Source organism: Mesorhizobium sp. M1227 (assembly GCF_040318315.1).
Lineage (GTDB): Bacteria > Pseudomonadota > Alphaproteobacteria > Rhizobiales > Rhizobiaceae > Mesorhizobium.
Genome location: NZ_JAMYLZ010000026.1, coordinates 46,305 through 73,024 on the forward strand (window position 1 = coordinate 46,305; position 26,720 = coordinate 73,024).

The window sequence follows — 26,720 nt, forward strand, 5'->3', positions numbered from 1 at the left end:
GATGAGCGAGATGAACACAGCCAACCATCACGTCGTCGTCGTAGGTGCCGGTTTCGGCGGCCTCGAGTTCACCCGCGCACTAGCCGGCTCGCCGGTGCGTATCACGATGATCGACAGGCGCAATCATCACCTTTTTCAGCCGCTGCTCTACCAGGTGGCGACGACGGCGCTGGCCACCTCCGAAGTCGCCTGGCCGATCCGCCATCTTCTGCGCAGGCGCAAGGACGTGACGACGCTGCTCGCCACCGTTACCGGCATCGACCGCACCGGCAAGCGCGTGCTGCTGCAGGACGGCGGCACGGTCGCTTACGACACGCTGGTGCTGGCCACCGGCGCGCGGCACGCCTATTTCGGCCATGACGAATGGGAACCGTTCGCCCCTGGCCTGAAGACGCTGGAGGACGCCACCACCATTCGACGGCGTATTCTTTTGGCTTTCGAGCAGGCCGAGCGGGAAACCGATCCCGCCCAGCGCCAGGCATTGCTGACCCTGGCGATCGTCGGCGGCGGGCCGACCGGCGTGGAACTGGCCGGCACCATTGCCGAGCTGGCGCACGACACGCTGCGCGGCGAGTTCCGCAACATCGACACGCGGCAGACGCGTGTGGTGCTGATTGAGGCCGGTGACCGCATCCTCACCAATTTCGCTCCCGAACTCTCCGATTATGCAACGAAGGCGCTCGAACGGCTCGGCGTGACCGTCGAACTCGGCCGGGCGGTTACGCGCTGCGATGCCGAGGGTGTCGTCTTCGGCGACACACATTTGCCGGCCAGGACAATCCTGTGGGCGGCGGGCGTCGCCGCTTCGCCGGCCGCCGAATGGCTCGGCGCAGCAGCGGACCGCGCGGGCAGGGTGCTTGTCGAGCCCGACTTGAGTGTGCCGGGAAACCCGGAGATTTTCGTCATCGGTGACGCAGCGCACGTCCTGCGGCCGGATGGCCGGCTGGTGCCGGGCGTCGCGCCCGCCGCCAAGCAGCAGGGACGGCATGTCGCCGCGACGATCAAGGCAAGGCTTACCGGTGACACGACACCGCGTCCTTTCAGCTACAGGCATGACGGCGACCTGGCGACGATCGGCAAGCGCGCCGCGGCCATCGATTTCGGCTGGATCAAGCTTACCGGCCGGCTTGCCTGGTGGCTATGGGGCTTGGCGCATATCTACTTCCTGATCGGCTTTCGTAACCGGCTTGCGGTTTCCCTGAGTTGGCTATGGATCTACTTCACCGGTCAGCGCAGCGCGCGGCTGATCACGCAGGGCGACGACGACAAGGGCTGATTGTTCGCTGCCGGACATTCATCGGCGCGTCACCTCCTCTTGATGGAATCGGCTTCTGGACTCGACTGGATTTCGGCGCGAAGCTTTGCTTCGGGCAGGACTTGTCACGTCGTGGAAGAAAGAGAAAACGAATGTCCCAATTGCGCCACCTCGTCTCACGCCGCGATTTCCTCGCCGGCGTCGCCGCCAGCGGAGCGCTGATCATGCTGCACCCGTTCTCCGCCCGGGCTCAAGCCAATCAGGCGCATCTGAGGATTATGGAGACGACCGACATCCACGTGAATGTGCTGCCTTACGACTACTACGCCGACAAAGCTAACGACACGATGGGGCTGTCGCGAACGGCATCGTTGATTGAAGCCGTGCGCAAGGAAGCAACCAACGCGATGCTGATCGATAATGGCGACCTTCTGCAAGGCAACCCGATGGGCGACTACATCGCCTACGAGAGGGGGATGAAGGATGGCGATCTGCATCCGGTCATGAAGGGCATGAACCTGCTCGGCTACGAATGCTCGACCCTCGGCAACCACGAGTTCAACTACGGCCTGTCGTTCATGGACAAGGTGCTGGCCGGTGCCAATTTCCCATTTGTCTGCGCGAATTTGATCCGCGGCACGGAGCTCGCCGCGAACCCGCGCGACGACAGGCTTTATCTCAAGCCTTACGTCATCCTCGACAGGAAGATCAAAGACGGGTCGGGGGCCGAGCAACCGATCAGGATCGGCATCATCGGCTTCGTGCCGCCGCAGATCATGGTCTGGGACCTGAAAAATCTCGAGGGCAGCGTCAAAACACGCGACATCGTCGAGGCGGCCAAGGCGTGGGTGCCGCAAATGAAGGAAGAAGGCGCCGACATCGTCATTGCGCTCTCCCATTCCGGCATCGACGTGAAGCAAAGTGACACGATGGAGAACGCCTCCTTCTTCGTTGCCGGTGTCGAAGGTATCGATGCGGTGTTCACCGGTCACCAGCATCTGGTCTTCCCCGGCAAGAAGGACTTTCAGTCGCTGGAAGCCGTCGATACGGCGAAAGGCACGTTGCAAGGCAAGCCCGCCGTCATGGCCGGCTTCTGGGGCTCGCACATGGGGCTGATCGATCTGTTGCTGGAGCGCGACGGATCGACGTGGAAAATCGTCTCGGCGACCTCTGAGGCCAGGCCGATCTTTGAGCGGGTCGACAAAACGAACAAGCCGACCGTCGCGGACGACCAGCGCATCATCGACGCGCTCAAACCGGACCACGAGGCGACGCTTGCCTATGTGCGCCGGCCGGTCGGCAAAACCTCGGCGCCGCTCTATTCCTATTTTGCGCTGGTCGCCGATGATCCATCGGTGCAGATCGTCAGCCAGGCGCAGAACTGGTACTTGAAGGACATCCTGAAGAACACAGAGTGGAAGGATATGCCGCTGTTGTCGGCGGCGGCACCGTTCAAGGCGGGCGGGCGCAACGGCGCCGACTATTACACCGACGTGGCGGTGGGCGATATCGCCATCAAGAACGTCGCCGACCTCTACCTCTATCCAAACACGGTGCGCGCCGTTGAAATCACCGGGGCAGAGGTGAAAGAATGGCTGGAAATGTCGGCCGGCATCTTCAACCGGATCGAACCGGGCAAAGCCGACCAGGCGCTCATCAACACTGACTTCCCATCGTATAATTTCGACGTGATCGACGGCGTCACATACAAGATCGATCTGTCGCAGCCACCGAAATATGATTCGAAGGGCGGGCTGGTGAATGCTGGCTCGACCCGCATCATTGACTTGATGTTCGACGGCAAACCGATTGATCCCAAGCGGAAATTCGTCGTCGCCACCAACAACTACCGAGCCGGCGGCGGGGGCAATTTCCCGGAGATCAATGCCTCGAAGATCATCTACGAAGCGCCCGATACCAACCGCGATGTGATCGTGCGCTATATCGTCAGCAAAGGCATCATCAACCCGTCGGCGGACGCCAACTGGTCGTTTGCGCCACTGCCGGGAACCAGCGTCGTATTCGAGACCGGCGCCAAGGCGAAGGAGTTTATTGCGCAAGTGACGTCGCTGAAGATCGAGCCGGCGGGCGAGGGCGAAGCGGGCTTTGCAAAATACCGCATCACTCTTTGAGGCGAGGATTTGAACGTCGGCTCGAAACTGTCTCAGCGTTAAGATACTGCCCCGATGAGGCCAATCCGTTTGAGACAGGGGGCCTCTTCAAGCAGGTGGTGCGAAACGCCGCTTGACGGCGGCATGACCAGATCCAGCGCGTCCGTCGAAATCCCGCCGGAATAATCGTGTGGCAGTCGGTCGATCGAGGCGGGGAGCGGTCGTCGAAGCCGAGCGGGTTATCTTTCCAAGGCGCCCTGTGGCGGTAGCGCCATTCTGGCCAGCAAGCATCGCAGCAGACAGACCACAAAGGCCATTAAAATTCGGGAAGGGTCCCCAGCAGCGTTGGAATCGCTATGGTTGCAACCGTCCATATGCGCTAGTTTTAGTCATGCGTTATGTCATCGTCATCACGACCGTCACCTTTTTCCTGATCTGGGACGGCATTTACAACCAAGGCCGCTACCTCGATAGGACGGTCAGGGAGGTGACCCGCATCGTGCACTATGTAACGAGCATGGTGTAGTTTCTCTTCGCAGCTATGGTTCGCAGACGCGACAAACCTGCCGATTGACGGCACGCTGCCGCTGACACAAAAGAACGCCGGTCCAACGGTCGAGGAGGCTGGGTTGATCCGGCATATCGTTTTCTTCAGCGCACGGCATAAAGCGGATGTCGAGGCAGTGCGCACGGGCCTCCTGGCGCTTGGCAAGATACCTCATTCGCGTCATTTCGAGGTAACGCTCAACACCAAGGTCGACCCGCTCTCGGATGAGATCGATGTGGTCGTCTACGCCGAGTTCGAGGACGAAGCGGCGCTCGCCGCCTACAAGGCGCATCCGCTCTATGCAGAGACGACCAGCCGGGTCAAACCTCTGCGCGAATTACGCTATTCGGCCGACATCGTTGCAAGTTGACCGCCTCCCAAGGCAGATTTGACGTCGCGGAGGGGCTCCGCGCCGTAGCCCGCTTCACTCCGTCTGAGCCGCGGAGGTTTCGGTCGGATCGACGCCCGGCCGCTTTGGCGCGTTCCAGATCAGCACGGCGATAACTGCTATCGCAATAACGGCTAGGGCGATGAAAAGGTCTCTTCCCATGGCAATGAGCTAGGATGATTTTTGCGGGCGGCAAGTCGGCTCCTCGCGGCCGAGGCCTGCGATCGCCGCTGAGGCACCGGCTAAGCCCTTGAACCATTTTCAGGAATGAGGCACATCGCGCGGGACATGACCGAAAACACCCCCGCAAGGCCTCATCCGCTCGATCACCTGGTGCTGCCGACAGCAAGCCTCGATGTTGCGCGGGCGCGCTTGGCCCTGCTCGGCTTTACCGTTGCGCCGACAGGTATCCACCCTTTCGGAACGCAAAACTGCTGTGTCTTTCTCACCGACGGCACCTATCTCGAGCCGCTCGCGGTCGCTGACCGGCAGGCCGTGGCAACGGCGATCGCGAACCGCAATGTCTTTGTCGTGCGTGATCGCACGTATCGCGAAGAAAACGGCGATGAAGGATTTTCTGCCGTGGCGCTGGGCACCGAAAGCGCCGCCGCGGACCACGCGCGCTACATGGAAGCCGGTCTGTCGGCGGGAGACGCGCTAAGCTTTTCGCGCGCCTTCACCGATGCGGCGGGAAAGAGCGATACCGCATCGTTCAAACTGGCCTTCGCGGCTACAGGCAAGACAGCGGACGCTTTTCTCTTCGCCTGCGAGCGGATCAATGCGCCGAACGTCGACCGCACTGCGTTGCAGGCCCACGCTAATGGCGCAACCGGCATTGTCGAAGTCGTGGCAGTCACTGGCGAACCTTTCGAACAAGGCCGTTTGATTTCGATCGCAGCCGGAATCGAGGCGCAGGGCGGCGGCACTGTCTATGAGCTGCCGAATGCCGTCGTGACCGTTCTGGATCCTGCAGCCTATTCGGCACGCTTCGGCATTCCTGCCGGCGCACCATCTGAACTCCGCTTTGCTGGGATCGTCTTTTCGATTAGGCACGGCGATGCCGTCGCCAAGCTGCTTGCAGCCAATTCTGTGGAACACCACATGCGCGGCGGTGATACCATCGTGCCGCGCCAGGGCAGGGCGCAGCCTTCATTTTCCGGGAGATCGCATGAACAAGCTCAATCCACTGATGCCGAACTCTTCCGTTGCGGTCGGCAAAGTCATTTTCGGCAACAGCGCGCCCCTATCGCTGATCACTGGTCCATGCCAGCTGGAATCGCGGCAGCACGCTTTCGACATGGCCGGTGCGCTAAAGGAATTGACCGACAGGCTCGGCATTGGGCTCGTCTACAAGACCAGCTACGACAAGGCCAATCGCACCTCGCTTGGCGGCACGCGCGGCGCGGGACTTGAAGCGGCAATGCCGATCTTCGACGACTTGCGCAAGAATTTTGCCTTGCCGATCCTGACCGACGTCCACACTGAGGAACAATGCGCGATCGTCGCGCTTCATGCCGATATCCTGCAGATTCCTGCCTTCCTCAGCCGCCAGACCGATTTGCTGATTGCTGCGGCAAAAACCGGCAAGGTGGTCAATGTGAAGAAGGGGCAATTCCTCGCGCCGTGGGACATGAAGAACGTCGTCGCCAAAATCATTGGCTCCGGCAATGCCAATGTCTTGGTCACCGAGCGCGGCGCATCCTTTGGTTACAATACCCTGGTGTCTGACATGCGGGCGCTGCCGATCATGGCCGAGATCGGCGCGCCGGTGATTTTCGATGCCACCCATTCCGTGCAGCAGCCGGGTGGGCAGGGCGGTTCGTCTGGAGGCGACCGGCGCTTTGTCGAGACGCTGGCGCGCGCGGCCGTCGCGGTTGGCGTCGCCGGCGTCTTCATCGAGACGCACCAGGACCCCGACAACGCGCCTTCCGACGGTCCCAACATGGTGCCGCTAAAGGATCTTCCCGCATTGCTTGAACGGCTGATGGCGTTCGATCGCATTGCCAAAAGCGTGGGTTGAACCAGCAGTTGCGCCACAGCAGCGCCGCCAGGAAAACTTTGAAGAATTTCGAACCTGCCTGGAACCTTAGCCCGCGGCCATCATTGTCAAAATCTAATGTCAACGACGACGAGGAGCACACCATGACGACCCAGACGGGACACACCGAAGCCATCGCCGCTTCGCGGGTTATCGGCACATCGGTCTACAATACGGAAGGCACGCATATCGGCGACATCGAGGACGTCATGCTCGACAAACTGTCGAACGGAATCATGTTTGCCGTGATCGGTTTTGGTGGATTTCTCGGCATCGGCGAGAAATACCACGCCATTCCGTGGGCGAGCCTTGACTATGACGAGAACAAGGGCGGCTATGTCGTGCCGTTCACCAAAGACCAGCTGATGGCCGCTCCTTCCTATTCGATCAACGAGTTGACCGGCGCCGACGGCGAGGCCGCGCGTGATGCCTCATACAACTACTACAAGGTCGAGCCTTACTGGCACTGACCTTACTGGCACTGACTAAGTCTCCTGGAATCAAAAAGGCCCCCGGGAAATCGGGGGCCTTTCGATGTGGCGGGATGCTACTGCGCAATCTGCAGGGCCGGCAAAGGCGACGATCCCTGCGGGGGTTGCTGATTGTCGCACGACGTCAGGAACGCAGCCGCGATCAGGAACAAACTCACAATACCGCTCAACTGGGACATGGCGAAACTCCTCCTGTTTCGCCCCGCGCGACAACAGCCATAAACCAGAAACCGGCATGCCGCGTATGACAAATGATGACAGCGCTTCGTGCTTCGTGAATCCGTAGCGCACGGGCAATATTTGCAAGTGCCCCGATTGCGTTTTGCGGCGCTTTGGCTAAGAGGTGCGCGACGCTTCAATCGATCAATCGGGGACATCGCAATGACGGCCATCATCGACATTGTCGGGCGTGAAATCCTGGACAGCCGCGGAAATCCGACCGTCGAGGTCGACGTCGTGCTCGAAGACGGCTCGATGGGTCGCGCCGCGGTGCCGTCCGGCGCCTCGACCGGCGCGCATGAGGCGGTCGAACTGCGCGATGGCGGCCCCCGCTATCTCGGCAAGGGCGTGCTCACTGCGGTCGAGGCGGTGAACGGCGAGCTGTTCGAGGCGATCGGCGGCATGGAGGCAGAGAATCAGATTCATATCGACCAGACCATGATCGAGCTCGATGGTACGCCCAATAAGAGCCGGCTCGGCGCCAATGCCATCCTCGGCGTGTCGCTGGCTGTGGCCAAGGCTGCGGCCGAAGCCGCCGACCTGCCGCTCTATCGTTATGTCGGCGGCACCAAGGCCCATGTGCTGCCGGTGCCTATGATGAACATCATCAATGGCGGCGCGCATGCCGACAACCCGATCGATTTCCAGGAATTCATGATCCTGCCGATCGGCGCGCCGACGCTGCGCGACGGCGTGCGCTGGGGCTCGGAGATCTTTCATACGCTGCGAAAGAAGCTGAAGGACGCCGGCCATAACACCAATGTCGGCGACGAGGGCGGCTTTGCCCCCAACCTGAAGAGCGCGCCGGCCGCGCTCGACTTCATCATGGAATCGATCGAGCAGGCTGGCTTCAAGCCCGGCCAAGAGGTTGCGCTGGGCCTCGACTGCGCGGCGACCGAATTCTTCAAGGGTGGCAACTACGTCTATGAAGGCGAGAGGAAAACCCGCGACCCGAAGGTGCAGGCCAGATATCTGGCCAAACTTGCTGCCGACTACCCGATCATCACCATTGAGGACGGCCTGGCGGAGGATGACTGGGACGGTTGGAAAATACTGACCGATCTCATCGGCAAGCAAACGCAGCTGGTTGGCGACGATCTGTTCGTCACCAACACGGCGCGGCTGCGCGACGGCATCCGCATGGGTGTCGCCAATTCGATCCTGGTCAAGGTCAACCAGATCGGCTCGCTTACCGAAACGCTCGACGCCGTCGAGACCGCGCACAAGGCCGGCTATACCGCGGTGATGTCGCACCGCTCGGGCGAGACCGAGGATTCGACCATCGCCGACCTCGCCGTTGCCACCAATTGCGGGCAGATCAAGACGGGCTCGCTGTCACGCTCGGATCGCATGGCCAAGTACAACCAGCTCATCCGCATTGAGGAGGAGCTCGGCAAGCAGGCGCGATATGCCGGCAAGTCGATCGTGAAAAGCTGATTTCGAGAGAAAATCCGTGGCGGCGAGGGCGGGGACATTCCCGCCCTTTTTTGCTTCCTGGCTCTGAATCCAACAGGCTGTAACCGTCCATTAAGCACAATCGGGCGACAAAGGCGGCGTAGAGGATTCGGACCATGTGGACACGCCAGCACAAGCAAAGAAACACCGGCCGGCTGATCATCCCCTCGCTCTGCGTGGTGTTCCTGACTTATTTCGGCTTCCATGCCTATCATGGCGAGTTCGGCATCTATTCCAAGTATCAGCTCGAAGCTGAGACTGCCGAATTGCAGGGCAGGCTCGATGCCGTCAGGGCGCGCCGGATCGATCTCGAGCGCCGCGTTCAGCTGATGCATGAGGGCACCCTGGAGAAGGACATGCTGGACGAGCAGGCGCGCAAGGCGCTTAATCTGTCCCACGCGGACGAGATCACCATCATGCTGCCGGTTGCAAGATAACCGAATTTCAGTTAATCGGTGATATTTGCAATGATTTTAATTGCTTAGATGCATGACAGCCATGCGTTTTCGGCATGGCGAAAGCCTTCCCTGCATGTTAGCCTGCCTCAAATCGGTGGGAGAACTGATCTCCCTCGCTGTCCGCCAAGAGACGCCAACAGGGAGTGATGCATGGCCACCGCCGCCAGAAAAGCGCCTGCCAAATCCAAATCAGACGGCAAGATGCCGGGCCTTTCCACCCCGAAGCCTGTTGAATTCACCAAAGACCAGGAGCTTGCCGCCTACCGGCACATGCTGCTCATCCGCCGCTTCGAGGAAAAGGCCGGCCAGCTTTACGGCATGGGCTTCATCGGCGGTTTCTGCCACCTCTACATCGGCCAGGAAGCGGTCGTTACCGGCATGAAGATGGCGCTGATCGACGGCGACCAGATGATCACCGCCTATCGCGACCATGGTCATATGCTGGCCATGGAGTTGTCACCGCGCGGCGTCATGGCCGAACTGACCGGGCGCCGTAGCGGCCTGTCGAGAGGCAAGGGCGGCTCCATGCACATGTTCTCCAAGGAGAAGCATTTTTACGGCGGCCACGGCATCGTCGGCGCGCAAGTGTCGCTCGGCACCGGCATTGCCTTTGCCAATCGCTATCGCGGCAACAACAATGTGACGCTGACCTATTTCGGCGATGGCGCGGCGAACCAGGGCCAGGTCTACGAAAGCTTCAACATGGCCTCGCTGTGGAAGCTTCCGGTGATCTACATCATCGAGAACAACCGCTACGCCATGGGCACCTCGGTTTCGCGCTCGTCGGCCGAGACGGATTTCTCGCACCGTGGCGCGTCCTTCAAGATTCCAGGCATCCAGGTCGACGGCATGGATGTGCGCGCTGTAAAGGCAGCCGGCGACCTCGCCGCCGAATGGTGCCGCGCCGGCAACGGGCCGCTCATTCTCGAAATGCAGACCTATCGTTACCGCGGCCATTCGATGTCGGATCCGGCAAAATACCGCTCCAAGGAAGAAGTGCAGAAAATGCGTTCCGAACGTGACCCGATCGAGCAGGTCAAGGCGCGGCTGCTCGATAAGAAATGGGCAAGCGAGGACGAACTCAAGGCCATCGACAAGGAAGTTCGCGACGTTGTCGCCGACGCCGCAGAATTTGCCCAGAACGACGCGGAGCCAGATCCGTCCGAGCTCTGGACCGACATCGTACTTTAACGAGAGGGCAAGGACATGCCGATCGAAATTCTCATGCCCGCCCTCTCGCCGACCATGGAAGAGGGTAATGTTTCGAAGTGGTTGAAGAAAGAAGGCGACAAGGTCGCGGCCGGTGACGCCATTGCCGAAATCGAGACCGACAAGGCAACGATGGAAGTCGAAGCCGTCGACGACGGCACGCTTGCCAAGATCGTGGTTCCTGCCGGCACCGAAGGCGTCAAGGTCAACACACTGATCGCTGTGCTGGCCGTCGATGGCGAAGACATCGACGAGGCGGGCGAAGGCATTGGCGAGGAGGCTGTCGTGTCGCAAGCGGCAGCGCCCGCGGCTGCTCCGCCCCCCGTTGCTGCTCCGGCCAAGAGCGAAGCGGCAGCACCTGTTGCCGCCGCACCCAGGCTGGAAATTGCCGCCGATCCGGACATCCCGGCCGGCACCGAAATGGTCTCGACCACGGTGCGTGAAGCGTTGCGCGACGCAATGGCTGAGGAAATGCGCCGCGACGGCGACGTCTTCGTCATGGGCGAGGAAGTCGCCGAGTACCAGGGCGCCTACAAGATCACACAAGGCCTGTTGCAGGAATTCGGTCCGCGGCGCGTAGTCGACACGCCGATCACCGAGCACGGCTTTGCCGGCGTTGGTGTTGGCGCGGCGATGGCCGGCCTGAAGCCGATCGTCGAATTCATGACCTTCAACTTCGCCATGCAGGCGATCGACCAGATCATCAATTCAGCCGCCAAGACGCTCTACATGTCCGGCGGCCAGATGGGCGCCCCGATCGTCTTTCGCGGCCCGAACGGCGCGGCTGCCCGCGTCGCCGCGCAGCATTCGCAATGCTATGCCGCCTGGTACAGCCATGTTCCCGGGTTGAAGGTGGTGATGCCCTATACCGCCGCCGACGCCAAGGGTCTGCTCAAGGCGGCGATCCGTGACCCGAACCCGGTCATCTTCCTCGAGAACGAAATCCTTTACGGCCACTCCTTCGACGTGCCGAAGATGGACGATTTCGTGCTGCCGATCGGCAAGGCGCGCATTCACAAATCCGGCAAGGACGTGACCATCGTCTCGTTCGGCATCGGCATGACCTACGTGATCAAGGCCGAGGCGGAGTTGCGCGGCATGGGCATCGATGCCGAGATAATCGACTTGCGCACAATCCGCCCGCTCGACTTCGACACGATCATCGCCTCGGTCAAAAAGACCAATCGCCTCGTGGTGGTCGAGGAAGGCTTTCCGCAGAACTCGGTCGGCGACCATGTCGCCAATCAGGTCTCGCAGCGCGCCTTCGATTTCCTAGATGCACCGGTCATTACAATTGCCGGCAAGGACGTGCCGATGCCCTATGCGGCGAACCTCGAAAAGCTGGCGCTGCCCAATGTCGGCGAGGTCGTCGAGGCGGTCAAAGCCGTCACGTATCGCTGAGCAGGGCGGGAGGACAAAATGCCGATCAACATCACCATGCCGGCGCTGTCGCCCACAATGGAAGAGGGCAATCTTTCCAAGTGGCTGGTCAAGGAAGGCGATAAGGTTTCGCCCGGCGACGTGATTGCCGAGATCGAGACCGACAAGGCGACGATGGAAGTCGAGGCCGTCGACGAGGGCACGGTCGCCAAGCTGGTGGTTCCGGCCGGCACAGAAGGCGTCAAGGTCAATGCGCTGATCGCGGTGCTGGCTGCCGAGGGCGAGGATGCTGCTTCTGCCGCCAAAAGCGGTGATGGCGCTGCGCCGGCCAAGGCTGAGGCTCCGAAAGCGGAAGCCCCCAAAGCTGAAACATCAAAGCCCGAAGCGTCGAAGCAGGAGCCTGCCGCACCTGCGCCTAAGGCGGAAGCGGTGCCGGTCGCCAACGGCCACGCAAGCGGTGAGCGCATCTTCGTGTCGCCGCTGGCCCGGCGCATCGCCAGGGAAGCCGGTGTCGATGTGTCGGCGGTGACGGGCTCCGGCCCGCATGGTCGCGTGGTCAAGGCCGATGTCGAGGTCGCAATTTCCAGTGGCGGCGCCAAGGCAGCGCCAGCAGCAAAAGCAGCGCCCGCCGGCGCTCCGGCACCTGCGGCCGCAGCACCCAAGGCGATGTCGGACGAGCAGGTGCTCAAACTGTTTGCCGAAGGCTCCTACGAACTGATCCCGCACGACAATATGCGCAAGACCATTGCGAGGCGGCTGGTCGAAGCCAAGACCACCATCCCGCATTTCTATCTGACGCTTGACTGCGAGCTCGACGCACTTCTGGCCCTGCGCACGCAGATCAATGCGGCCGCGCCGGTGAAGAAGACCGAGAAGGGCGAAACGCCGGCGTACAAGCTGTCGGTCAACGACATGGTCATCAAGGCTCTTGCCATGGCGCTGATGGCGGTTCCGGATGCCAATGCGTCGTGGACAGAAAACGCCATGATCAAGCACAAGCACGCCGATGTCGGCGTTGCCGTATCGATCCCCGGCGGCCTGATCACCCCGATCATCCGGCGTGCTGACGAAAAGACGCTGTCCGTCATCTCCAACGAGATGAAGGATCTTGCCGGCCGCGCCCGCAGCCGCAAGCTGAAGCCGGAAGAATATCAGGGCGGCACCACGGCGGTGTCCAATCTCGGCATGTTCGGCATCAAGGATTTTTCTGCCGTCATCAACCCGCCGCATGCGACGATCCTTGCGGTCGGCGCCGGCGAGCAACGCGCAGTGGTCAAGAACGGCGAGATCAAGATCGCCACGATCATGTCGGTGACGCTGTCGACCGATCACCGCGCAGTCGACGGTGCGCTCGGCGCCGAGCTGCTCGTCGCCTTCAAACGCATGGTCGAAAACCCGATGGGCATGCTGGTTTAAGAGAGGGGAACAGGGCGGTGCGGAAATTCTTCACCAGCCTTTTTGCCTTCTTTCTTTCCGGTTTGGCCGGCGGATTGGTGGTGCAGTGGCTCGCCGTCGCCACCAATGCCGACGTGGAGTACATCCTTGTATCCATGATCTCGGCTCTCGTCACCATCCTCGTGACGGTCGCGTTCTTCATCGCACAATTCATGTCGGACCCACGACGGGCAACAAAGCTGACGGCGACCATAGGGGTAGCGTTTTTTGTGCTCGTTGGAGTTTCCCTGATCGGCTGGACTTTCTCCCAGCCCCCAGGCAAGAGCCAGTGGTCGGGCGATCTTCCCGTAGTCGCCGGTCTCGTCCTGCCGGGCATCGCTACGGTGCTGGTCCAGTGGCTGTTCGTGCGCTGGCGACTAGCGCGCTCGCAACCAGGTTTCGCCGGGACAGGCACATGAAGACGGTCCTCTGCTACGGCGATTCGCTTACCTGGGGCTATGACGCGGCAAACCTCGGCCGGCATCCGCTGGAAGATCGCTGGCCGAGCGTGCTGCAGGCAGCATTGGGCAGCGGCGTCGAGGTCATCGCCGAAGGCCTGAATGGCCGAACCACCGCCTTCGACGATCACTTGGCCGGGGCGGACCGCAATGGCGCAAGGCTGTTGCCAACAATCCTGACGACGCACGCACCGATCAACTTGATCGTCATCATGCTCGGCGCCAACGATATGAAGCCGTGGATTCATGGTAATCCGGTCGCGGCCAAGCAAGGCATGCAACGCCTGATCGATATCGTGCGCGGTCACGATTACCCGTTCGATTGGCCGGCTCCGCAGATCCTGATCGTCGCGCCGCCCGTAGTCAGCCGCACGGAAAACGCCGAGTTCAAGGAAATGTTCGCCGGCGGCGATGACGCGTCAAAGCGGCTGGCGCCGCAATATTCCGCCCTTGCCGACGAGGCCGGCTGCGGCTTCTTCGATGCCGGCACGGTAGCCAAAACCACGCCGCTCGACGGCGTCCACCTCGACGCAGAAAACACGCGGAACGTCGGGCAAGCGCTGGCGCCGCTCGTGCGCCTCATGTTGGAATTGTGAAGGAGAAAGCCGTGGCTGAGAACTACGACGTCATCATCATCGGCTCCGGCCCCGGCGGTTATGTCACTGCAGTGCGTTCGGCCCAGCTTGGCTTCAAGACGGCGATCGTCGAGCGCGAGCACTTGGGCGGCATCTGCCTCAACTGGGGCTGCATTCCGACCAAAGCGCTGCTGCGCTCCGCCGAGATCATGCACTATTCGGATCATCTGAAGGACTACGGCCTGAAGATCGATGGCAAGGTCAGCGTCGACACAGCCGCCGTCGTCGATCGCTCGCGAAAGGTCTCGCTGCGGCTCAACGGCGGCGTCGGCTTCCTGATGAAGAAGAACAAGGTCGACGTCATCTGGGGCGAAGCCAAGCTGACCAAACCTGGCGAGATCGTCGTGTCGAAATCGTCGAAGAAGCCGATGGAGCCGCAGCCGCCGGCGCCCAAAGGCGTCAAGGGCGAGGGCACCTATAGCGCCAAGCACATCATTCTGGCGACCGGAGCCAGGCCGCGCGCATTGCCCGGCATCGAGCCGGACGGCAAGTTGATCTGGACCTATTTCGAGGCGATGGTGCCGAAAGAGATGCCGAAATCGCTGCTGGTGATGGGCTCGGGCGCCATCGGCATCGAGTTCGCCTCGTTCTACCGCACCATGGGCGCCGAGGTGACGGTGGTCGAACTGCTGCCGGCTGTGATGCCGGTCGAGGACGCCGAGGTCTCGAAATTCGCGCAGAAGCAGTTCGAGAAGCAGGGCATGAAGATCATTCTAGAAGCCAAGGTGACCAAGGTCGAGCAGGGCACTAACTCGGTCACGGCGCATGTCGAGATGAAGGACGGCAAGGTCGAGAATATCACCGCCGATCGTATGATCTCGGCCGTCGGCGTACAGGGTAACATCGAAAACCTCGGCCTCGAGACGCTCGGCGTGAAGACGGACCGCGGTTGCGTCGTCGTCGACGGCTACGGCAAGACAAATGTGCCGGGCGTCTACGCCATCGGCGACGTTGCCGGACCGCCGATGCTCGCCCACAAGGCCGAGCATGAGGGCGTGGTCTGTGTGGAAAAGATCGCCAATTTCCCCGGCGTGCATGCCATCGACAAGCTGAAGATCCCGGGCTGCACCTATTGCAATCCGCAAGTCGCCTCGGTCGGACTGACGGAAGCCAAAGCGAAAGCCGATGGCAAGGACATCCGCGTCGGCCGCTTCCAGTTCGCCGCAAACGGCAAGGCGATTGCGCTGGGCGAAGACCAAGGTTTCGTCAAGACCATTTTCGACAAGAAGACCGGCCAGTTGCTGGGTGCCCACATGGTCGGCGCAGAAGTAACCGAACTGATCCAGGGCTTCGTCGTGGCGATGAATCTGGAGACCACCGAGGAAGAGCTGATGCACACGATCTTCCCGCACCCGACGCTGTCGGAGATGATGAAGGAGAGTGTACTCGACGCCTATGGCCGCGCACTGAATGCATGATAAATTAGTTGGGGCGAGTCTCACACGGAAGACACAGAGAAACTCGACGGCAGAGCAATTCGTTTCGCAGGCATCATCCATCATACAAGGAGAGGGCATATGGAAATGAACGGCGTGGGCTGGGTTGCAGCCATCATCATCGGTGGCCTGGCGGGGTGGCTGGCCGAGATGGTCATGAAGAGCAATACCGGCATCCTCATGAACATCATTCTCGGCATTGTCGGCGCAATCGTGTTGAACGCCATCTTGCAGGCCCTGAACATCGGCATCTTCGGCGTCGGCTGGATAGCCTATCTGATCACCGGCTTCATCGGTGCCTGCATTCTGATTGCGGTCGGACGACTGGTGCGCCGCTAACCTCTGTCGGCACTTGCTATGCGAAAAAGGTCACCGCGGCATGCGTGATCGCGGCCTTTTTCTTTTCGCCGAAAAGTCCTAGATGACGTGGGTAGAGCGAGCGCTGGACAAGCGCTTGCCAATGAGCCGGGTTCACATGGTCACCGTCCTCGACACGATTGCCAATGCGCCGCGCCTGCGGCATCCCGAAAAGGCGCACAAGCCGGATCAGGACGTACTGCGCAAGCCTGACTGGATCCGCGTCAAGGCGCCGATGTCGAAAGGCTATGCCGAGACGCGCGAAATCGTGAAGTCTCACAAACTGGTGACGGTTTGCGAAGAGGCGGGCTGCCCCAATATCGGCGAGTGCTGGGAGAAGAAGCACGCCACCTTCATGATCATGGGCGAGATCTGCACGCGGGCCTGCGCCTTTTGCAATGTCGCCACCGGCATCCCGACCGCACTCGATCCCGACGAGCCGGCGCGCGTCGCGCATGCGGTCAAGCAAATGGGCTTGAGCCATGTCGTCATCACCTCCGTCGATCGCGACGATCTGGCCGACGGCGGGGCCCAGCATTTTGCTGATGTCATCCGTGCGATCAGGGCAGCAACCCCGTCGACGACGATCGAAATCCTGACGCCCGATTTCCTGCGCAAGGACGGTGCGCTGGAGATCGTGGTGGCGGCCAGGCCGGATGTTTTCAACCATAATCTCGAGACCGTGCCGTCTAACTATCTGACGGTTCGGCCGGGCGCGCGCTATTTCCACTCGATCAGGCTCTTGCAGCGGGTCAAGGAGCTTGACCCCTCGATCTTCACCAAGTCCGGCATCATGGTCGGCCTTGGCGAGGAGCGGAACGAAATTCTGCAGCTGATGGACGATTTGCGTTCGGCCAATGTCGACTTCATGACCATCGGCCAATATCTGCAGCCGTCGAAGAAGCACCATCCGGTGATCCGCTTCGTCACGCCGGAGGAATTCAAGTCCTTTGAGACGATCGGCAGGACCAAGGGCTTCCTGCTGGTGGCGTCGAGCCCGCTGACGCGCTCGTCGCACCACGCCGGGGACGACTTTGCCAGGTTGCGCGCGGCGCGCGAAGCGTTTCTCAGGAAGTCCGCCTAACCCACTGGTTTCATGCCACAATTCGAAGCCCATCGCCGCGTTGCGCATACGCCGGAACAGATGTTCGCTCTGGTTGCCGATATCGAATCCTATCCGCAATTCCTGCCGCTTTGCGAGGCACTTACGGTTCGTTCGCGCAAGGAACGCAACGGACGCACCCTGCTCATCGCCGACATGAGCATCGGCTACAAGGCGATCCGCGAGACTTTCACCACGCAGGTGCTGCTGAAGCCTGACGAGAACGCCATCGACGTCAAATATATCGACGGCCCGTTCAAATATCTCAGCAATGTCTGGCGCTTCGACCCGGCGGACGGCGGCGGTTGCAACGTCTGTTTCTTTATCGACTACGAGTTCAAGAGCCGCATTCTGGGTGCGCTCATGGGAACCATGTTCGACCGCGCCTTCCGCATGTTCTCCGAGGCGTTCGAGAAACGTGCCGAAATCATCTACGGCGCGCCATCGGCAGCCTGATCCGCGGCGAGCGCGCGCAGACCCAGTTCAAGCGCATGTCGGACCGTCTCCCTGCGGATGAAATCACGGCCCTTGTCGGCGAACAGCTGGCATTCGCTGACTACCGGCCGGCCAGCCACGGCAACGCCGAACCAGACCAGGCCGACAGGTTTATCCGCAGAGCCGCCGTCCGGACCGGCGATGCCAGTCACCGCCAGGGCGAGCCCGGCCGGCGAATGGGCCAAGGCTCCGGCTGTCATCTCCACCGCAGTCTCGCGCGAGACCGCGCCGTGCGCCTCGAGCGTAGCGGCCGAGACGCCGAGCATCTCGGTCTTGGCCTGGTTGGAATAGGTGATGAAGCCGCGATCGACCACCGCGGAAGAGCCGGCGATGTCGGTCAGCGCGGCGATGATCATGCCGCCGGTGCAGCTCTCCGCCGTCGCCAGCATCATGCCGCGCTGCTGGCAGGCCTTAAGCAGGGCATCTGCGAGACCGCTATTGCTCATTCAGGGACATCCCCTGGAAACACAACGCTGGCAGTCGCGATGGCCGCTATGCCTTCCTCACGGCCGACGAAGCCGAGCTTCTCATTGGTTGTCGCCTTGATCGAGATGCGATCGCGCGAAATTCGCAGCATTGCCGAAAGCGCTTCGGTCATCGCCTCGCGATGTGGGCCGACGCGCGGCGCCTCGCAGATCAGGGTGATGTCGGCGTTGGCGATGCGCCCGCCGCGCGCGCGCACCAGCTTCACCGCGTGTTCGACGAAGATGCGTGAAGCGGCCCCCTTCCACTGCGGGTCGGAGGGCGGGAAATGCGTGCCGATGTCACCGGCGCCGCAGGTGGCCAGCAGGGCGTCGGTCAAGGCATGGAGACCGACATCGGCATCCGAATGGCCGGATAACTTCCTGTCGTGTGGAATGGCGACGCCGCACAGGGTGACATGGTCGCCGGGCTCGAACGCATGCACGTCATAGCCATTGCCGGTTCGGATGTCGGGAAAACGTGGGGCGCTGGAAAGCCGCTGATCCGCCATTGCAATATCCCGTGCCCAGGTCAGTTTGACATTATCCGGCGAGCCGGGAACGATCTTCACCGGAATATGCGCCCATTCGGCGATTGCCGCATCGTCGGTGAAATCCGCTTTGCCCAGATGATGAGCCTTTTCGTGCGCAGCCAGGATCGGCCAGAACGGAAAGCCTTGCGGTGTCTGTGCGGCATGAAGCCCGGCCCTGGACACGGTTTCGCCGATCATGCCTTCGGCCGTTTCGCGCTTGAGCGTATCGGCAACGGGCAAGGCAGGCAGTGCTCCCTGGCGCTCGCCAATGGCGGCGATCGTGCGGTCTATCAGTTCCGCGTCGACAAACGGCCGAGCCGCATCATGGATCAGCACCCGGCCCGGCGCATGGCTTCTCAACGCCAGCAGTCCAAGGCGGACGGACTCCTGCCGTGACGTACCGCCAGTCACCGCGACGACACGGTCGGCGTTCGCGCCGGCGGCGCGGCGGAAAAGCGCGTCGTCTTCGGCATGTATAGCAACGACGACAGCTCCAATTTTCGGATGCGTCAGAAAGGCGTCGAGCGTGCGTGCGATAACGGCGCCGCCGCCAATCTGCTGGTACTGCTTCGGCCCATTGGCCTGTCCGGCGCGCGCGCCGCGGCCGGCGGCAACGATGACCACCGCGACCTTGTCGTCCGCAGCTTGCTTTTCGCTCACATCTCTCATGCCGAGACGCTTAGCGCATGATCCCGAAAAGTGGTATCGCTTTCGGAAGACCTAGGATTGATGCTATCCGGCGATCCTTTTTTTCCCAAATGCGCCTTAATGTCACGACATTGCGCGTTGCACATTGCCGCCGTTCTGGCTAGAGAATGTGCAGCAACCGAAGGTGCTTGGTTTTTGTGCATGCCTGATGTGACCAAATTGGCTTCGCCGCTGGATGTGGGTGGCGTGAGAATCCGCAATCGCGTATTTCTCGCGCCCATGTCGGGCATCACCGACGAACCGTTCCGGCAACGCGCCCATGCGCATGGCGCCGGGCTGGTCGTATCGGAAATGGTGGCGAGCGGCGAGCTTGCAAAGGGCAGGGCTGGTTCCGGCCTGCGCATCCGTCATTCCGGGCTGCCTATCCACATGGTCCAGCTTGCCGGCCGTGAGGCGGCGCACATGGCCGAGGGCGCGCGAATCGCAGCCGGCGAAGGCGCCGACATCATCGACATCAACATGGGCTGTCCGGCCAAGAAGGTGACGGGCGGCTATGCCGGTTCGGCACTTATGCGAGACCTCGACCACGCGCTGTCGCTGATCGAAGCGGTAGTCGGCGCGGTCGACGTGCCGGTCACGGTCAAAATGCGGCTCGGCTGGGACGAAGGCGCGCTCAACGCGCCAATGCTGGCGCGACGCGCCGAGCAGGCCGGGGTAATGATGGTGACGGTACACGGCCGCACGCGTTGCCAGTTCTATCAGGGCAGGGCCGACTGGCGTGCCATCGCACGCGTCAAGCAGGCCGTCTCGATCCCTGTGGTTGCCAATGGCGATGTCGGATCGCCGGCGGAGGCAGCGTCGATCCTCGAGCAGTCTGGCGCCGACGCGGTGATGGTCGGCCGCGCGCACTATGGCGCGCCTTGGACGGCCGGCAGCATTGTAGCGGCCGCGCTGGCCGAGCCGGTATCCGGCATGCCGGAAAGCCCGCAAGCGCTGTCCGACTACGTCATTGCCCATTACGAAGACATGCTGGCGCTTTATGGCGAGGAAAGCGGAGTGCGCCAGGCGCGCAAGCATCTCGGCTGGTATCTCGACCGCCACGCCGCCACAAGCGACGACCGGCGCAAGGCCATACTCACGTCTTTCGAGCCTGGGCGCGTCATAGCCTTGCTGCGCGACGTATTTTCGAGCGCTCCCGAAGCGGCGAACCTGCGGAGTGCGGCATGAACGCCACCGTCACACAGAGCACGGATATGGCGGACGCCGCGCATATTGTGCTCAACACCATTCGTCGGCCGGTGATCATGGTCGATCCGCAAGGCTTCATCACCTTCGCCAATGCCGATGCCGAGGATTTTTTCCGTTCGAGCGCCACGATGCTCGCCCGCAACACGCTGCACAAGCTCATTCCTTTCGGCAGCCCGCTGCTGACGCTTGTTGACCAGGTGCGCGAGCGCCGGGCGCCAGTCAACGAATACCGGGTGGACGTGTCGTCGCCGCGGCTCGGCATCGAGAAGGTGGTCGATCTCTACGTCGCGCCTGTGACGGAATTTCCAGGCTCCGTCGTGGTAATGTTCCAGGAACGCTCAATGGCCGACAAGATCGACCGGCAGATGACGCATCGCGGTGCGGCGCGCTCGGTTACCGGCCTTGCCGCGATGCTTGCCCATGAGATCAAGAACCCGCTGTCCGGCATTCGTGGTGCCGCGCAGCTGCTTGAACTGTCGGCGTCCGACGAGGATCGCGCACTGACCAGGCTGATCACCGACGAGACCGACCGCATTGTCTCGCTGGTCGACCGCATGGAGGTGTTTTCGGACGAGCGGCCGATCGACCGCTACCCCGTCAACATCCATGTCGTGCTCGACCATGTCAAGGCAATCGCCAAGAACGGTTTTGCCAAGAGAATCAAGATATTAGAGGATTATGATCCATCATTGCCTCCGGTCTTCGCCAATCGCGACCAGCTCATCCAAGTATTCCTCAATCTGGTAAAAAATGCCGCCGAGGCGATCGGCAGCGATCCGCAGGGCGAGATCATGCTGTCGACCGCCTTCCGTCCGGGCATCCGTGTTTCCGTACCCGGGACTCAGGACCGCGTATCGCTGCCATTGGAATTCTGCGTGCGTGACAACGGTTCGGGTGTTTCCGAGGATATCCTGCCGATCCTGTTCGATCCCTTTATCACCACTAAGCCGAACGGCTCCGGTCTCGGTCTGGCGCTGGTCGCAAAGATTGTCGGCGAGCATGGCGGCATCATTGAATGCGAATCGACGCCGCGCGGCACCACTTTCCGCATCCTGATGCCGGCGTGGAAAGAAACCCAGTTTGGCACCGACGACGACGGTGAAGGAGACCGCAAATGACCGTTCGCGGCAATATTCTCGTCGCCGACGACGATGCGGCCATCCGCACAGTCCTCAACCAGGCGCTTTCGCGCGTCGGTCACGACGTGCGCGTCACCTCCAATGCCTCGACGCTGTGGCGCTGGGTGGCGGCGGGCGAGGGCGATCTGGTCATCACCGACGTTGTCATGCCCGACGAGAACGCCTTCGACATGCTGCCGCGCATCAAGAAGGCGCGACCGGAACTGCCGGTCATCGTCATGAGTGCGCAGAACACGTTCATGACCGCGATCCGGGCCTCCGAAACCGGAGCCTATGAATATCTGCCGAAACCGTTCGACCTGACCGAGCTGCTCAACATCGTCAACCGCGCGCTTTCCGAACCGCGGCGGCCGAAGATCGATACGCGTGCCGACGAGCCGCCTGAAACGATGCCGCTGGTCGGCCGCTCGGCGGCCATGCAGGACATCTACCGCATGCTGGCGCGCATGATGCAGACCGACCTGACGGTGATGATCTCGGGCGAATCGGGTACCGGCAAGGAACTGGTGGCGCGCGCGCTGCATGAATATGGCCGCCGCCGAGGCGGTCCCTTCGTTGCCATCAACATGGCGGCGATCCCACGCGACCTGATCGAATCGGAACTATTCGGGCACGAGAAGGGCGCCTTTACCGGCGCACAGAACCGCTCCACTGGCCGTTTCGAGCAGGCCGAAGGCGGCACGCTGTTCCTCGACGAGATCGGCGACATGCCGATGGAAGCGCAGACGCGGCTGCTGCGTGTGCTGCAGCAGGGCGAATACACCACGGTCGGCGGCCGCACGCCGATCAAGACCGACGTGCGCATCGTCGCTGCCACCAACAAGGACCTGCGCACGCTGATCAATCAGGGGCTTTTCCGCGAGGACCTGTTCTACCGCTTGAACGTTGTGCCGCTCAGGCTGCCGGCGCTGCGCGAGCGATCGGAGGACATTCCGGACCTCGTCCGGCACTTCTTCAAGCTCGGCGCCAGTGAAGGCCTGCAGACCAAGCGCATTTCCACCGGCGGCATCGAGCTGATGAAGCGCTACCCATGGCCGGGCAACGTGCGCGAACTCGAAAACCTCATCCGCAGGCTGGCCGCACTGTATTCGCAGGACGAGATTTCCGCCGAGATCATCGAGGCGGAGTTGAAGACCGGTGAAAGGCCTGTCGTTCCAGGTGGCGGCAACCTCATTCCCGACGACCTTTCCATCGGCCAGGCGGTGGAGCATTTCCTGCAACGCTATTTTGCCTCGTTTGCCGGCGACTTGCCCCCGGCCGGGCTCTATCAGCGAATCCTCTCCGAGGTCGAATACCCGCTGGTCCTCGCCTCGATGACCGCAACGCGCGGTAACCAGATCAAGGCTGCGGAATTGCTGGGGCTCAACCGCAACACGCTGCGCAAAAAGATTCGCGAACTCGGCGTCAACGTCTACAAATCGTCCAGGCAGGTCTAGACGAATCCCTTTACGAGCGCTTTCCAGGGGATCGATTGCCGAAAGATTTCCGTCTCGGCCACACTTGTTGCATAATCGCCACAATGCGTTGCATACATCCGACGCAATCACTGGCTCTAGACGGCGACATGGCCCTGCACGCACCGACACTGAGCAAATCGCTTTTCAGCAATACGGGCGCGCGAGACGGTCGCCGGCTGCTTGCGCTGCCGGGCGTGGTCGCCATTGCCGGCGCGCTGGTGACGGCGGCGATCTCCTTCGCCATTCTCGTTGGCGCCACGCCGATCACGCCCGACGCAAGGACGACGCTGGCGCTGATTGCGCTTAATGCGGCGTTCGTGCTGTTTCTGATCTTGCTGGTCGGCCGCGAGGTGCATCGCATCCTGATGGCACGACGGCATGGCAAGGCTGCGTCGCGCCTGCATGTGCGCATAGTGGCGATGTTTGCGCTAGTCGCGGCCATCCCCGCGATCATGGTGGCGATCATCGCGTCGATCACGCTCGACATCGGCCTCGACCGCTGGTTCGAGATCCGCACCAAGACGATCGTCAATTCGTCGTTGTCTATCGCTGACGCCTATGTGCAGGAAAACGCGCGAAATCTTCAGGGCACGACGTTGTCGATGGCTTACGACCTCGACGCTTCGCGCACGCTTTACGGCCTCGATCGTACCGGTTTTCTCGACCTCATGAACAAGGAGGCGGTGGGACGCTCGCTGGCGCACGCCGCACTCATCAAGCCCGATGGTTCCTTCGTTATGAGCGCCAAGACCGACGCGGACTTTGCCATGCCGGAGCCGCCTGAGGGCGCCGTGGCAAGCGCTGCCGACGGCAAGCCGGTGCTGATAGAACCGCGCACCCGCAACATCATGGGTGCCATCGTCAAGCTGCGCGAGATCGACGGCCTCTATCTCTACACCATCCGCCTCGTCGATCCCGAGGTGATCAAGGCGCGGCAGATCGTCAAATCCAACACCGCCGAATATCGCGGTCTCGAAGACAATCGCCGCACCTCGCAAGTGGCTTTCGCGCTTCCCTATCTGTCGCTGACGCTGATCATCATCCTGTCCGCCATCTGGACCGGCATTGCGGTGGCCGACCGCCTGGTGCGGCCGATTCGTCAGCTCATCGGCGCGGCCGATGAGGTCGCTACCGGCAATCTCGACGTAGCCGTGCCTGTCCGCCCCTCCGACGGTGACGTCGCCTCGCTCGGCGACACCTTCAACAAGATGCTGATGGAGCTGAAATCGCAGCGCAACGAGATCCTGTCGGCCAAGGATTTGATCGACGAGCGGCGGCGCTTTTCGGAGGCGGTGCTTGCCGGCGTCACCGCCGGGGTCATCGGCGTCGATCCATATGGCATCGTCACCATCGTCAACCGTTCGGCCGAAACGATGCTGGCCATATCCGCCACGGCAGCGCTTGGGCAGAACCTTTCCGCCGTGCTGCCGCATGTCGGCCGAGTCTTCGAGATCGGCCGCAAATCGGGCAAGCCGGTCTATCGCGAACAGGTCACCTTCTATCGTGCCGGCACCGAACGGACCTTCAACGTGCAGATCACGATTGAAGCCGGCGACGACGGTTCGGAGGATAAATCCTACGTCGTGACAGTCGACGACATTACCGATCTGGTCCAGGCACAGCGTTCCTCTGCATGGGCCGACGTGGCGCGGCGCATCGCCCACGAGATCAAGAACCCGTTGACGCCGATCCAGCTTTCGGCCGAGCGCATCAAGCGCCGTTACGGCAAGGTCATCACCGAGGACCGTGAGGTTTTCGATCAATGCACCGACACCATCATCCGGCAAGTGGAGGACATCGGCCGCATGGTCGACGAGTTCTCGGCGTTCGCCCGCATGCCGAAACCGGAAATGAAGGCAATCGATCTGCGCGATTCGTTGCGCGAGGCCTCGTTCCTGGTCGAAGTGAGCCGCGCCGACATCACCTTCGAGCGCGTCTTCGGCAATGAGCCGCTCAAAGGCACGTTCGACAGCCGGCTGATGGCGCAGGCTTTCGGCAACGTCATCAAGAATGCTGCCGAAGCCATCGACGGACTTGATGCAGAGGATCGTCCGCACGGCATAATCCGGATTCAAGCCGGGCGTCAGAATGGCGCGATTCGAATCGACGTCATCGACAACGGCAGGGGCTTGCCGCGCGAAAACCGGCAGCGCTTGCTCGAGCCTTATATGACGACACGCGAGAAAGGCACCGGGCTTGGCCTCGCTATCGTCAAGAAGATCGTGGAGGACCATGGCGGGCGACTCGAATTGCACGATGCACCAGCGGACTTCCACGATGGGCGGGGCGCAATGATCAGCATCATCCTGCCGGTTGCCGCCACCGTTCCGATGCGCGGCGAGGGCAAGACGGAACACGAAAAAGAAACTGAAAAGGTCGGTAATGGCGTCTGATATTCTCATCGTCGATGACGAGGAAGACATCCGCGAACTCGTCGCCGGTATCCTGAGCGACGAAGGTCACGAAACACGCACGGCGTTTGACGCCGACAGCGCGCTGGCGGCAGTTGCCGACCGGGCACCCAGGCTGATCTTCCTCGACATTTGGCTGCAGGGCTCGCGGCTCGATGGCCTGGCTTTGCTGGACGAGATCAAGACGATGCACCCGAACCTGCCGGTCGTGATGATCTCGGGCCACGGCAATATCGAAACGGCGGTCTCGGCCATCCGCCGCGGCGCCTATGATTTTATCGAAAAGCCATTCAAGGCCGACAGGCTGATCCTCATTGCCGAACGGGCGCTCGAAACCTCCAAATTGAGACGCGAGGTTTCGGATCTCAAGCTGCGCAGCGGCGAGACTTTCGACCTCATCGGCATGTCGTCGGCAATGAGCCAATTGCGCCAGACCATCGAGCGCGTCGCGCCGACCAACAGCCGCGTCATGATTATCGGCCCCTCCGGCTCGGGCAAGGAACTGGCGGCGCGCGCCATCCACGCACTGTCGGCGCGCAAGAGTGCACCGTTTGTGACGCTGAGCGCCGCCAACATCACGCCTGAGCGTATGGAGATCGAGTTGTTCGGCACCGAATCGAACGGCGTCGAACGCAAGGTCGGCGCGCTGGAGGAAGCCCATCGCGGCATTCTCTACATCGATGAAGTGGCCGACATGCCGCGTGAGACGCAAAACAAGATCCTGCGCGTGCTGGTCGAACAGCAGTTCGAGCGGGTAGGGGGCACCAAGCGGGTCAAGGTCGACGTGCGCATCGTCTCGTCGACCTCGCAGAACCTGGAAGCCATGATCGCCGACGGCCGTTTCCGTGAGGACCTTTATCATCGCCTGGCCGTGGTTCCGGTCATGGTGCCGGGACTGGCCGAGCGTCGCGAGGACATTCCTTATCTGGTCGACAATTTCATGAAGCAGATCGCTCGCCAGGCCGGCATCAAGCCGCGCCGCATCGGCGACGACGCGCTGGCGGTGCTGCAGGCGCATAACTGGCCGGGCAACGTTCGCCAGTTGCGCAACAATGTCGAGCGGCTGATGATCCTGGCGCGCGGCGACGATGTCGATGCGCCGATCACCGCCGATCTCCTGCCTGCCGAGATCGGCGACGTCATGCCGCGCACTCCAAACAAATCCGATCAGCACATAATGGCGCTGCCGCTGCGGGAAGCGCGCGAACAATTCGAGAAGGACTATCTGATCGCCCAGATCAACCGTTTTGGCGGCAATATCTCGAAGACGGCAGAGTTTATCGGCATGGAACGCTCTGCATTGCACCGCAAGCTGAAGTCGCTGGGCGTCTGACAGCCAAACCAGTCGTGGCCCA

Annotated in this window: 25 protein-coding genes and 1 pseudogene; 23 read left to right on the plus strand and 3 right to left on the minus strand. The window is 61.6% G+C overall.

Annotated elements, in window-relative coordinates; genetic code table 11:
• Positions 1-10: 10 nt before the first annotated feature.
• The 7 genes and pseudogenes from NKH28_RS24565 to NKH28_RS24595 all read left to right on the plus strand — a co-directional run bounded on the left by NKH28_RS24565 (position 11) and on the right by NKH28_RS24595 (position 6,809).
• Positions 11-1,276 carry an NAD(P)/FAD-dependent oxidoreductase gene (locus tag NKH28_RS24565; protein ID WP_352613578.1) on the plus strand — a complete coding sequence of 422 codons (1,266 nt, stop codon included), beginning with the start codon at positions 11-13 and terminating at the stop codon, positions 1,274-1,276.
• Positions 1,277-1,407: 131 nt separating this feature from the next.
• Positions 1,408-3,387: a bifunctional 2',3'-cyclic-nucleotide 2'-phosphodiesterase/3'-nucleotidase gene (locus tag NKH28_RS24570; protein ID WP_352613580.1), complete on the plus strand. Its 1,980-nt coding sequence runs from the start codon at positions 1,408-1,410 to the stop codon at positions 3,385-3,387.
• 370 nt (positions 3,388-3,757) lie between these two features.
• Positions 3,758-3,892, plus strand: coding sequence for a hypothetical protein (locus NKH28_RS24575; RefSeq protein ID WP_292655342.1), 135 nt, complete (start codon positions 3,758-3,760; stop codon positions 3,890-3,892).
• A 103-nt stretch (positions 3,893-3,995) separates the two neighbouring features.
• On the plus strand, positions 3,996-4,283 hold the full coding sequence (locus NKH28_RS24580; RefSeq protein ID WP_254817185.1) for a Dabb family protein: 288 nt from the start codon (positions 3,996-3,998) through the stop codon (positions 4,281-4,283).
• A 306-nt stretch (positions 4,284-4,589) separates the two neighbouring features.
• Positions 4,590-5,108 (plus strand): annotated as a pseudogene (locus NKH28_RS24585) (VOC family protein); the annotation flags it as partial.
• A gap of 361 nt (positions 5,109-5,469) precedes the next feature.
• Positions 5,470-6,321 (plus strand): 3-deoxy-8-phosphooctulonate synthase, encoded by an 852-nt coding sequence (kdsA, locus tag NKH28_RS24590; protein WP_352502936.1) that lies wholly within the window; start codon positions 5,470-5,472, stop codon positions 6,319-6,321.
• 122 nt (positions 6,322-6,443) lie between these two features.
• Positions 6,444-6,809 (plus strand): PRC-barrel domain-containing protein, encoded by a 366-nt coding sequence (locus tag NKH28_RS24595; RefSeq protein ID WP_023675091.1) that lies wholly within the window; start codon positions 6,444-6,446, stop codon positions 6,807-6,809.
• Positions 6,810-6,886: 77 nt separating this feature from the next.
• On the opposite strand, the gene NKH28_RS24600 is transcribed toward NKH28_RS24595, so the two are convergent.
• Positions 6,887-7,009: a hypothetical protein gene (locus tag NKH28_RS24600; RefSeq protein ID WP_084642452.1), complete on the minus strand. Its 123-nt coding sequence runs from the start codon at positions 7,007-7,009 to the stop codon at positions 6,887-6,889.
• 202 nt (positions 7,010-7,211) lie between these two features.
• Here NKH28_RS24600 and eno point away from each other — a divergent pair, with 202 nt between their 5' ends.
• The 11 genes from eno to NKH28_RS24655 all read left to right on the plus strand — a co-directional run bounded on the left by eno (position 7,212) and on the right by NKH28_RS24655 (position 17,429).
• Positions 7,212-8,486, plus strand: coding sequence for a phosphopyruvate hydratase (eno, locus tag NKH28_RS24605; RefSeq protein ID WP_352502935.1), 1,275 nt, complete (start codon positions 7,212-7,214; stop codon positions 8,484-8,486).
• 134 nt (positions 8,487-8,620) lie between these two features.
• The gene (locus NKH28_RS24610; RefSeq protein ID WP_023675088.1) at positions 8,621-8,941 is read left to right on the plus strand and encodes an FtsB family cell division protein; all 321 of its coding nucleotides are present in this window, start codon (positions 8,621-8,623) and stop codon (positions 8,939-8,941) included.
• A 171-nt stretch (positions 8,942-9,112) separates the two neighbouring features.
• Entirely contained in the window at positions 9,113-10,153 is a 1,041-nt protein-coding gene (gene pdhA, locus NKH28_RS24615) for a pyruvate dehydrogenase (acetyl-transferring) E1 component subunit alpha (RefSeq protein WP_502900026.1), read from the plus strand.
• 15 nt (positions 10,154-10,168) lie between these two features.
• Complete coding sequence (locus NKH28_RS24620) at positions 10,169-11,572, plus strand: pyruvate dehydrogenase complex E1 component subunit beta (protein ID WP_352542001.1); 1,404 nt, start codon at positions 10,169-10,171, stop codon at positions 11,570-11,572.
• An 18-nt stretch (positions 11,573-11,590) separates the two neighbouring features.
• Positions 11,591-12,967 carry a pyruvate dehydrogenase complex dihydrolipoamide acetyltransferase gene (locus NKH28_RS24625; protein WP_352980624.1) on the plus strand — a complete coding sequence of 459 codons (1,377 nt, stop codon included), beginning with the start codon at positions 11,591-11,593 and terminating at the stop codon, positions 12,965-12,967.
• Positions 12,968-12,984: 17 nt separating this feature from the next.
• Positions 12,985-13,404, plus strand: a complete 420-nt coding sequence (locus tag NKH28_RS24630) for a hypothetical protein (RefSeq protein ID WP_352980625.1) — start codon at positions 12,985-12,987, stop codon at positions 13,402-13,404.
• On the plus strand, positions 13,401-14,039 hold the full coding sequence (locus tag NKH28_RS24635) for an SGNH/GDSL hydrolase family protein (RefSeq protein WP_352980626.1): 639 nt from the start codon (positions 13,401-13,403) through the stop codon (positions 14,037-14,039). Before NKH28_RS24630 ends, NKH28_RS24635 begins: the two co-directional genes overlap by 4 nt.
• Positions 14,040-14,050: 11 nt before the next feature.
• Positions 14,051-15,496 carry a dihydrolipoyl dehydrogenase gene (gene lpdA, locus NKH28_RS24640; protein ID WP_352980627.1) on the plus strand — a complete coding sequence of 482 codons (1,446 nt, stop codon included), beginning with the start codon at positions 14,051-14,053 and terminating at the stop codon, positions 15,494-15,496.
• Between the two features lie 99 nt (positions 15,497-15,595).
• The gene (locus NKH28_RS24645; RefSeq protein WP_292655302.1) at positions 15,596-15,853 is read left to right on the plus strand and encodes a GlsB/YeaQ/YmgE family stress response membrane protein; all 258 of its coding nucleotides are present in this window, start codon (positions 15,596-15,598) and stop codon (positions 15,851-15,853) included.
• Positions 15,854-15,989: 136 nt separating this feature from the next.
• Positions 15,990-16,955: a lipoyl synthase gene (lipA, locus tag NKH28_RS24650; RefSeq protein ID WP_352980638.1), complete on the plus strand. Its 966-nt coding sequence runs from the start codon at positions 15,990-15,992 to the stop codon at positions 16,953-16,955.
• A gap of 12 nt (positions 16,956-16,967) precedes the next feature.
• Complete coding sequence (locus NKH28_RS24655; RefSeq protein WP_352457493.1) at positions 16,968-17,429, plus strand: type II toxin-antitoxin system RatA family toxin; 462 nt, start codon at positions 16,968-16,970, stop codon at positions 17,427-17,429.
• Here the strand turns inward: NKH28_RS24655 and NKH28_RS24660 are convergent.
• On the minus strand, positions 17,405-17,914 hold the full coding sequence (locus tag NKH28_RS24660) for a CinA family protein (protein WP_352980628.1): 510 nt from the start codon (positions 17,912-17,914) through the stop codon (positions 17,405-17,407). The two genes, NKH28_RS24655 and NKH28_RS24660, sit on opposite strands and share 25 nt — an antisense overlap.
• A complete protein-coding gene (locus NKH28_RS24665) occupies positions 17,911-19,131 on the minus strand; it encodes a bifunctional 2-C-methyl-D-erythritol 4-phosphate cytidylyltransferase/2-C-methyl-D-erythritol 2,4-cyclodiphosphate synthase (protein WP_352980629.1) in 1,221 nt (406 codons plus the stop codon). Before NKH28_RS24665 ends, NKH28_RS24660 begins: the two co-directional genes overlap by 4 nt.
• A gap of 180 nt (positions 19,132-19,311) precedes the next feature.
• Between NKH28_RS24665 and dusB the strand changes: the two genes are divergently transcribed.
• The 5 genes from dusB (at position 19,312) to ntrX (ending at position 26,698) form a co-directional block, all read left to right on the plus strand.
• Complete coding sequence (gene dusB / locus NKH28_RS24670; protein WP_352772857.1) at positions 19,312-20,337, plus strand: tRNA dihydrouridine synthase DusB; 1,026 nt, start codon at positions 19,312-19,314, stop codon at positions 20,335-20,337.
• Entirely contained in the window at positions 20,334-21,476 is a 1,143-nt protein-coding gene (locus NKH28_RS24675) for a two-component system sensor histidine kinase NtrB (RefSeq protein WP_023675075.1), read from the plus strand. Before dusB ends, NKH28_RS24675 begins: the two co-directional genes overlap by 4 nt.
• Positions 21,473-22,933 (plus strand): nitrogen regulation protein NR(I), encoded by a 1,461-nt coding sequence (gene ntrC / locus NKH28_RS24680; protein WP_023675074.1) that lies wholly within the window; start codon positions 21,473-21,475, stop codon positions 22,931-22,933. Before NKH28_RS24675 ends, ntrC begins: the two co-directional genes overlap by 4 nt.
• Positions 22,934-23,061: 128 nt before the next feature.
• Positions 23,062-25,347, plus strand: a complete 2,286-nt coding sequence (locus tag NKH28_RS24685; RefSeq protein WP_352471844.1) for a sensor histidine kinase NtrY-like — start codon at positions 23,062-23,064, stop codon at positions 25,345-25,347.
• Positions 25,337-26,698, plus strand: coding sequence for a nitrogen assimilation response regulator NtrX (gene ntrX, locus NKH28_RS24690; protein ID WP_352471845.1), 1,362 nt, complete (start codon positions 25,337-25,339; stop codon positions 26,696-26,698). The genes NKH28_RS24685 and ntrX overlap by 11 nt, the downstream gene beginning before the upstream one ends.
• The last annotated feature ends 22 nt before the right edge of the window (positions 26,699-26,720 follow it).

Coding starts and splice junctions, on each gene's coding strand:
- NKH28_RS24565 (WP_352613578.1), top strand. CDS start 11: ATGAACACAGCCAACCATCACGTCGTCGTCGTAGGTGCCGGTTTCGGC.
- NKH28_RS24570 (WP_352613580.1), top strand. CDS start 1,408: ATGTCCCAATTGCGCCACCTCGTCTCACGCCGCGATTTCCTCGCCGGC.
- NKH28_RS24575 (WP_292655342.1), top strand. CDS start 3,758: ATGCGTTATGTCATCGTCATCACGACCGTCACCTTTTTCCTGATCTGG.
- kdsA (WP_352502936.1), top strand. CDS start 5,470: ATGAACAAGCTCAATCCACTGATGCCGAACTCTTCCGTTGCGGTCGGC.
- NKH28_RS24595 (WP_023675091.1), top strand. CDS start 6,444: ATGACGACCCAGACGGGACACACCGAAGCCATCGCCGCTTCGCGGGTT.
- NKH28_RS24600 (WP_084642452.1), bottom strand. CDS start 7,009: ATGTCCCAGTTGAGCGGTATTGTGAGTTTGTTCCTGATCGCGGCTGCG.
- eno (WP_352502935.1), top strand. CDS start 7,212: ATGACGGCCATCATCGACATTGTCGGGCGTGAAATCCTGGACAGCCGC.
- NKH28_RS24610 (WP_023675088.1), top strand. CDS start 8,621: ATGTGGACACGCCAGCACAAGCAAAGAAACACCGGCCGGCTGATCATC.
- pdhA (WP_502900026.1), top strand. CDS start 9,113: ATGGCCACCGCCGCCAGAAAAGCGCCTGCCAAATCCAAATCAGACGGC.
- NKH28_RS24620 (WP_352542001.1), top strand. CDS start 10,169: ATGCCGATCGAAATTCTCATGCCCGCCCTCTCGCCGACCATGGAAGAG.
- NKH28_RS24625 (WP_352980624.1), top strand. CDS start 11,591: ATGCCGATCAACATCACCATGCCGGCGCTGTCGCCCACAATGGAAGAG.
- NKH28_RS24635 (WP_352980626.1), top strand. CDS start 13,401: ATGAAGACGGTCCTCTGCTACGGCGATTCGCTTACCTGGGGCTATGAC.
- NKH28_RS24645 (WP_292655302.1), top strand. CDS start 15,596: ATGGAAATGAACGGCGTGGGCTGGGTTGCAGCCATCATCATCGGTGGC.
- lipA (WP_352980638.1), top strand. CDS start 15,990: ATGGTCACCGTCCTCGACACGATTGCCAATGCGCCGCGCCTGCGGCAT.
- NKH28_RS24655 (WP_352457493.1), top strand. CDS start 16,968: ATGCCACAATTCGAAGCCCATCGCCGCGTTGCGCATACGCCGGAACAG.
- NKH28_RS24660 (WP_352980628.1), bottom strand. CDS start 17,914: ATGAGCAATAGCGGTCTCGCAGATGCCCTGCTTAAGGCCTGCCAGCAG.
- NKH28_RS24665 (WP_352980629.1), bottom strand. CDS start 19,131: ATGAGAGATGTGAGCGAAAAGCAAGCTGCGGACGACAAGGTCGCGGTG.
- dusB (WP_352772857.1), top strand. CDS start 19,312: ATGCCTGATGTGACCAAATTGGCTTCGCCGCTGGATGTGGGTGGCGTG.
- NKH28_RS24675 (WP_023675075.1), top strand. CDS start 20,334: ATGAACGCCACCGTCACACAGAGCACGGATATGGCGGACGCCGCGCAT.
- ntrC (WP_023675074.1), top strand. CDS start 21,473: ATGACCGTTCGCGGCAATATTCTCGTCGCCGACGACGATGCGGCCATC.
- NKH28_RS24685 (WP_352471844.1), top strand. CDS start 23,062: ATGGCCCTGCACGCACCGACACTGAGCAAATCGCTTTTCAGCAATACG.
- ntrX (WP_352471845.1), top strand. CDS start 25,337: ATGGCGTCTGATATTCTCATCGTCGATGACGAGGAAGACATCCGCGAA.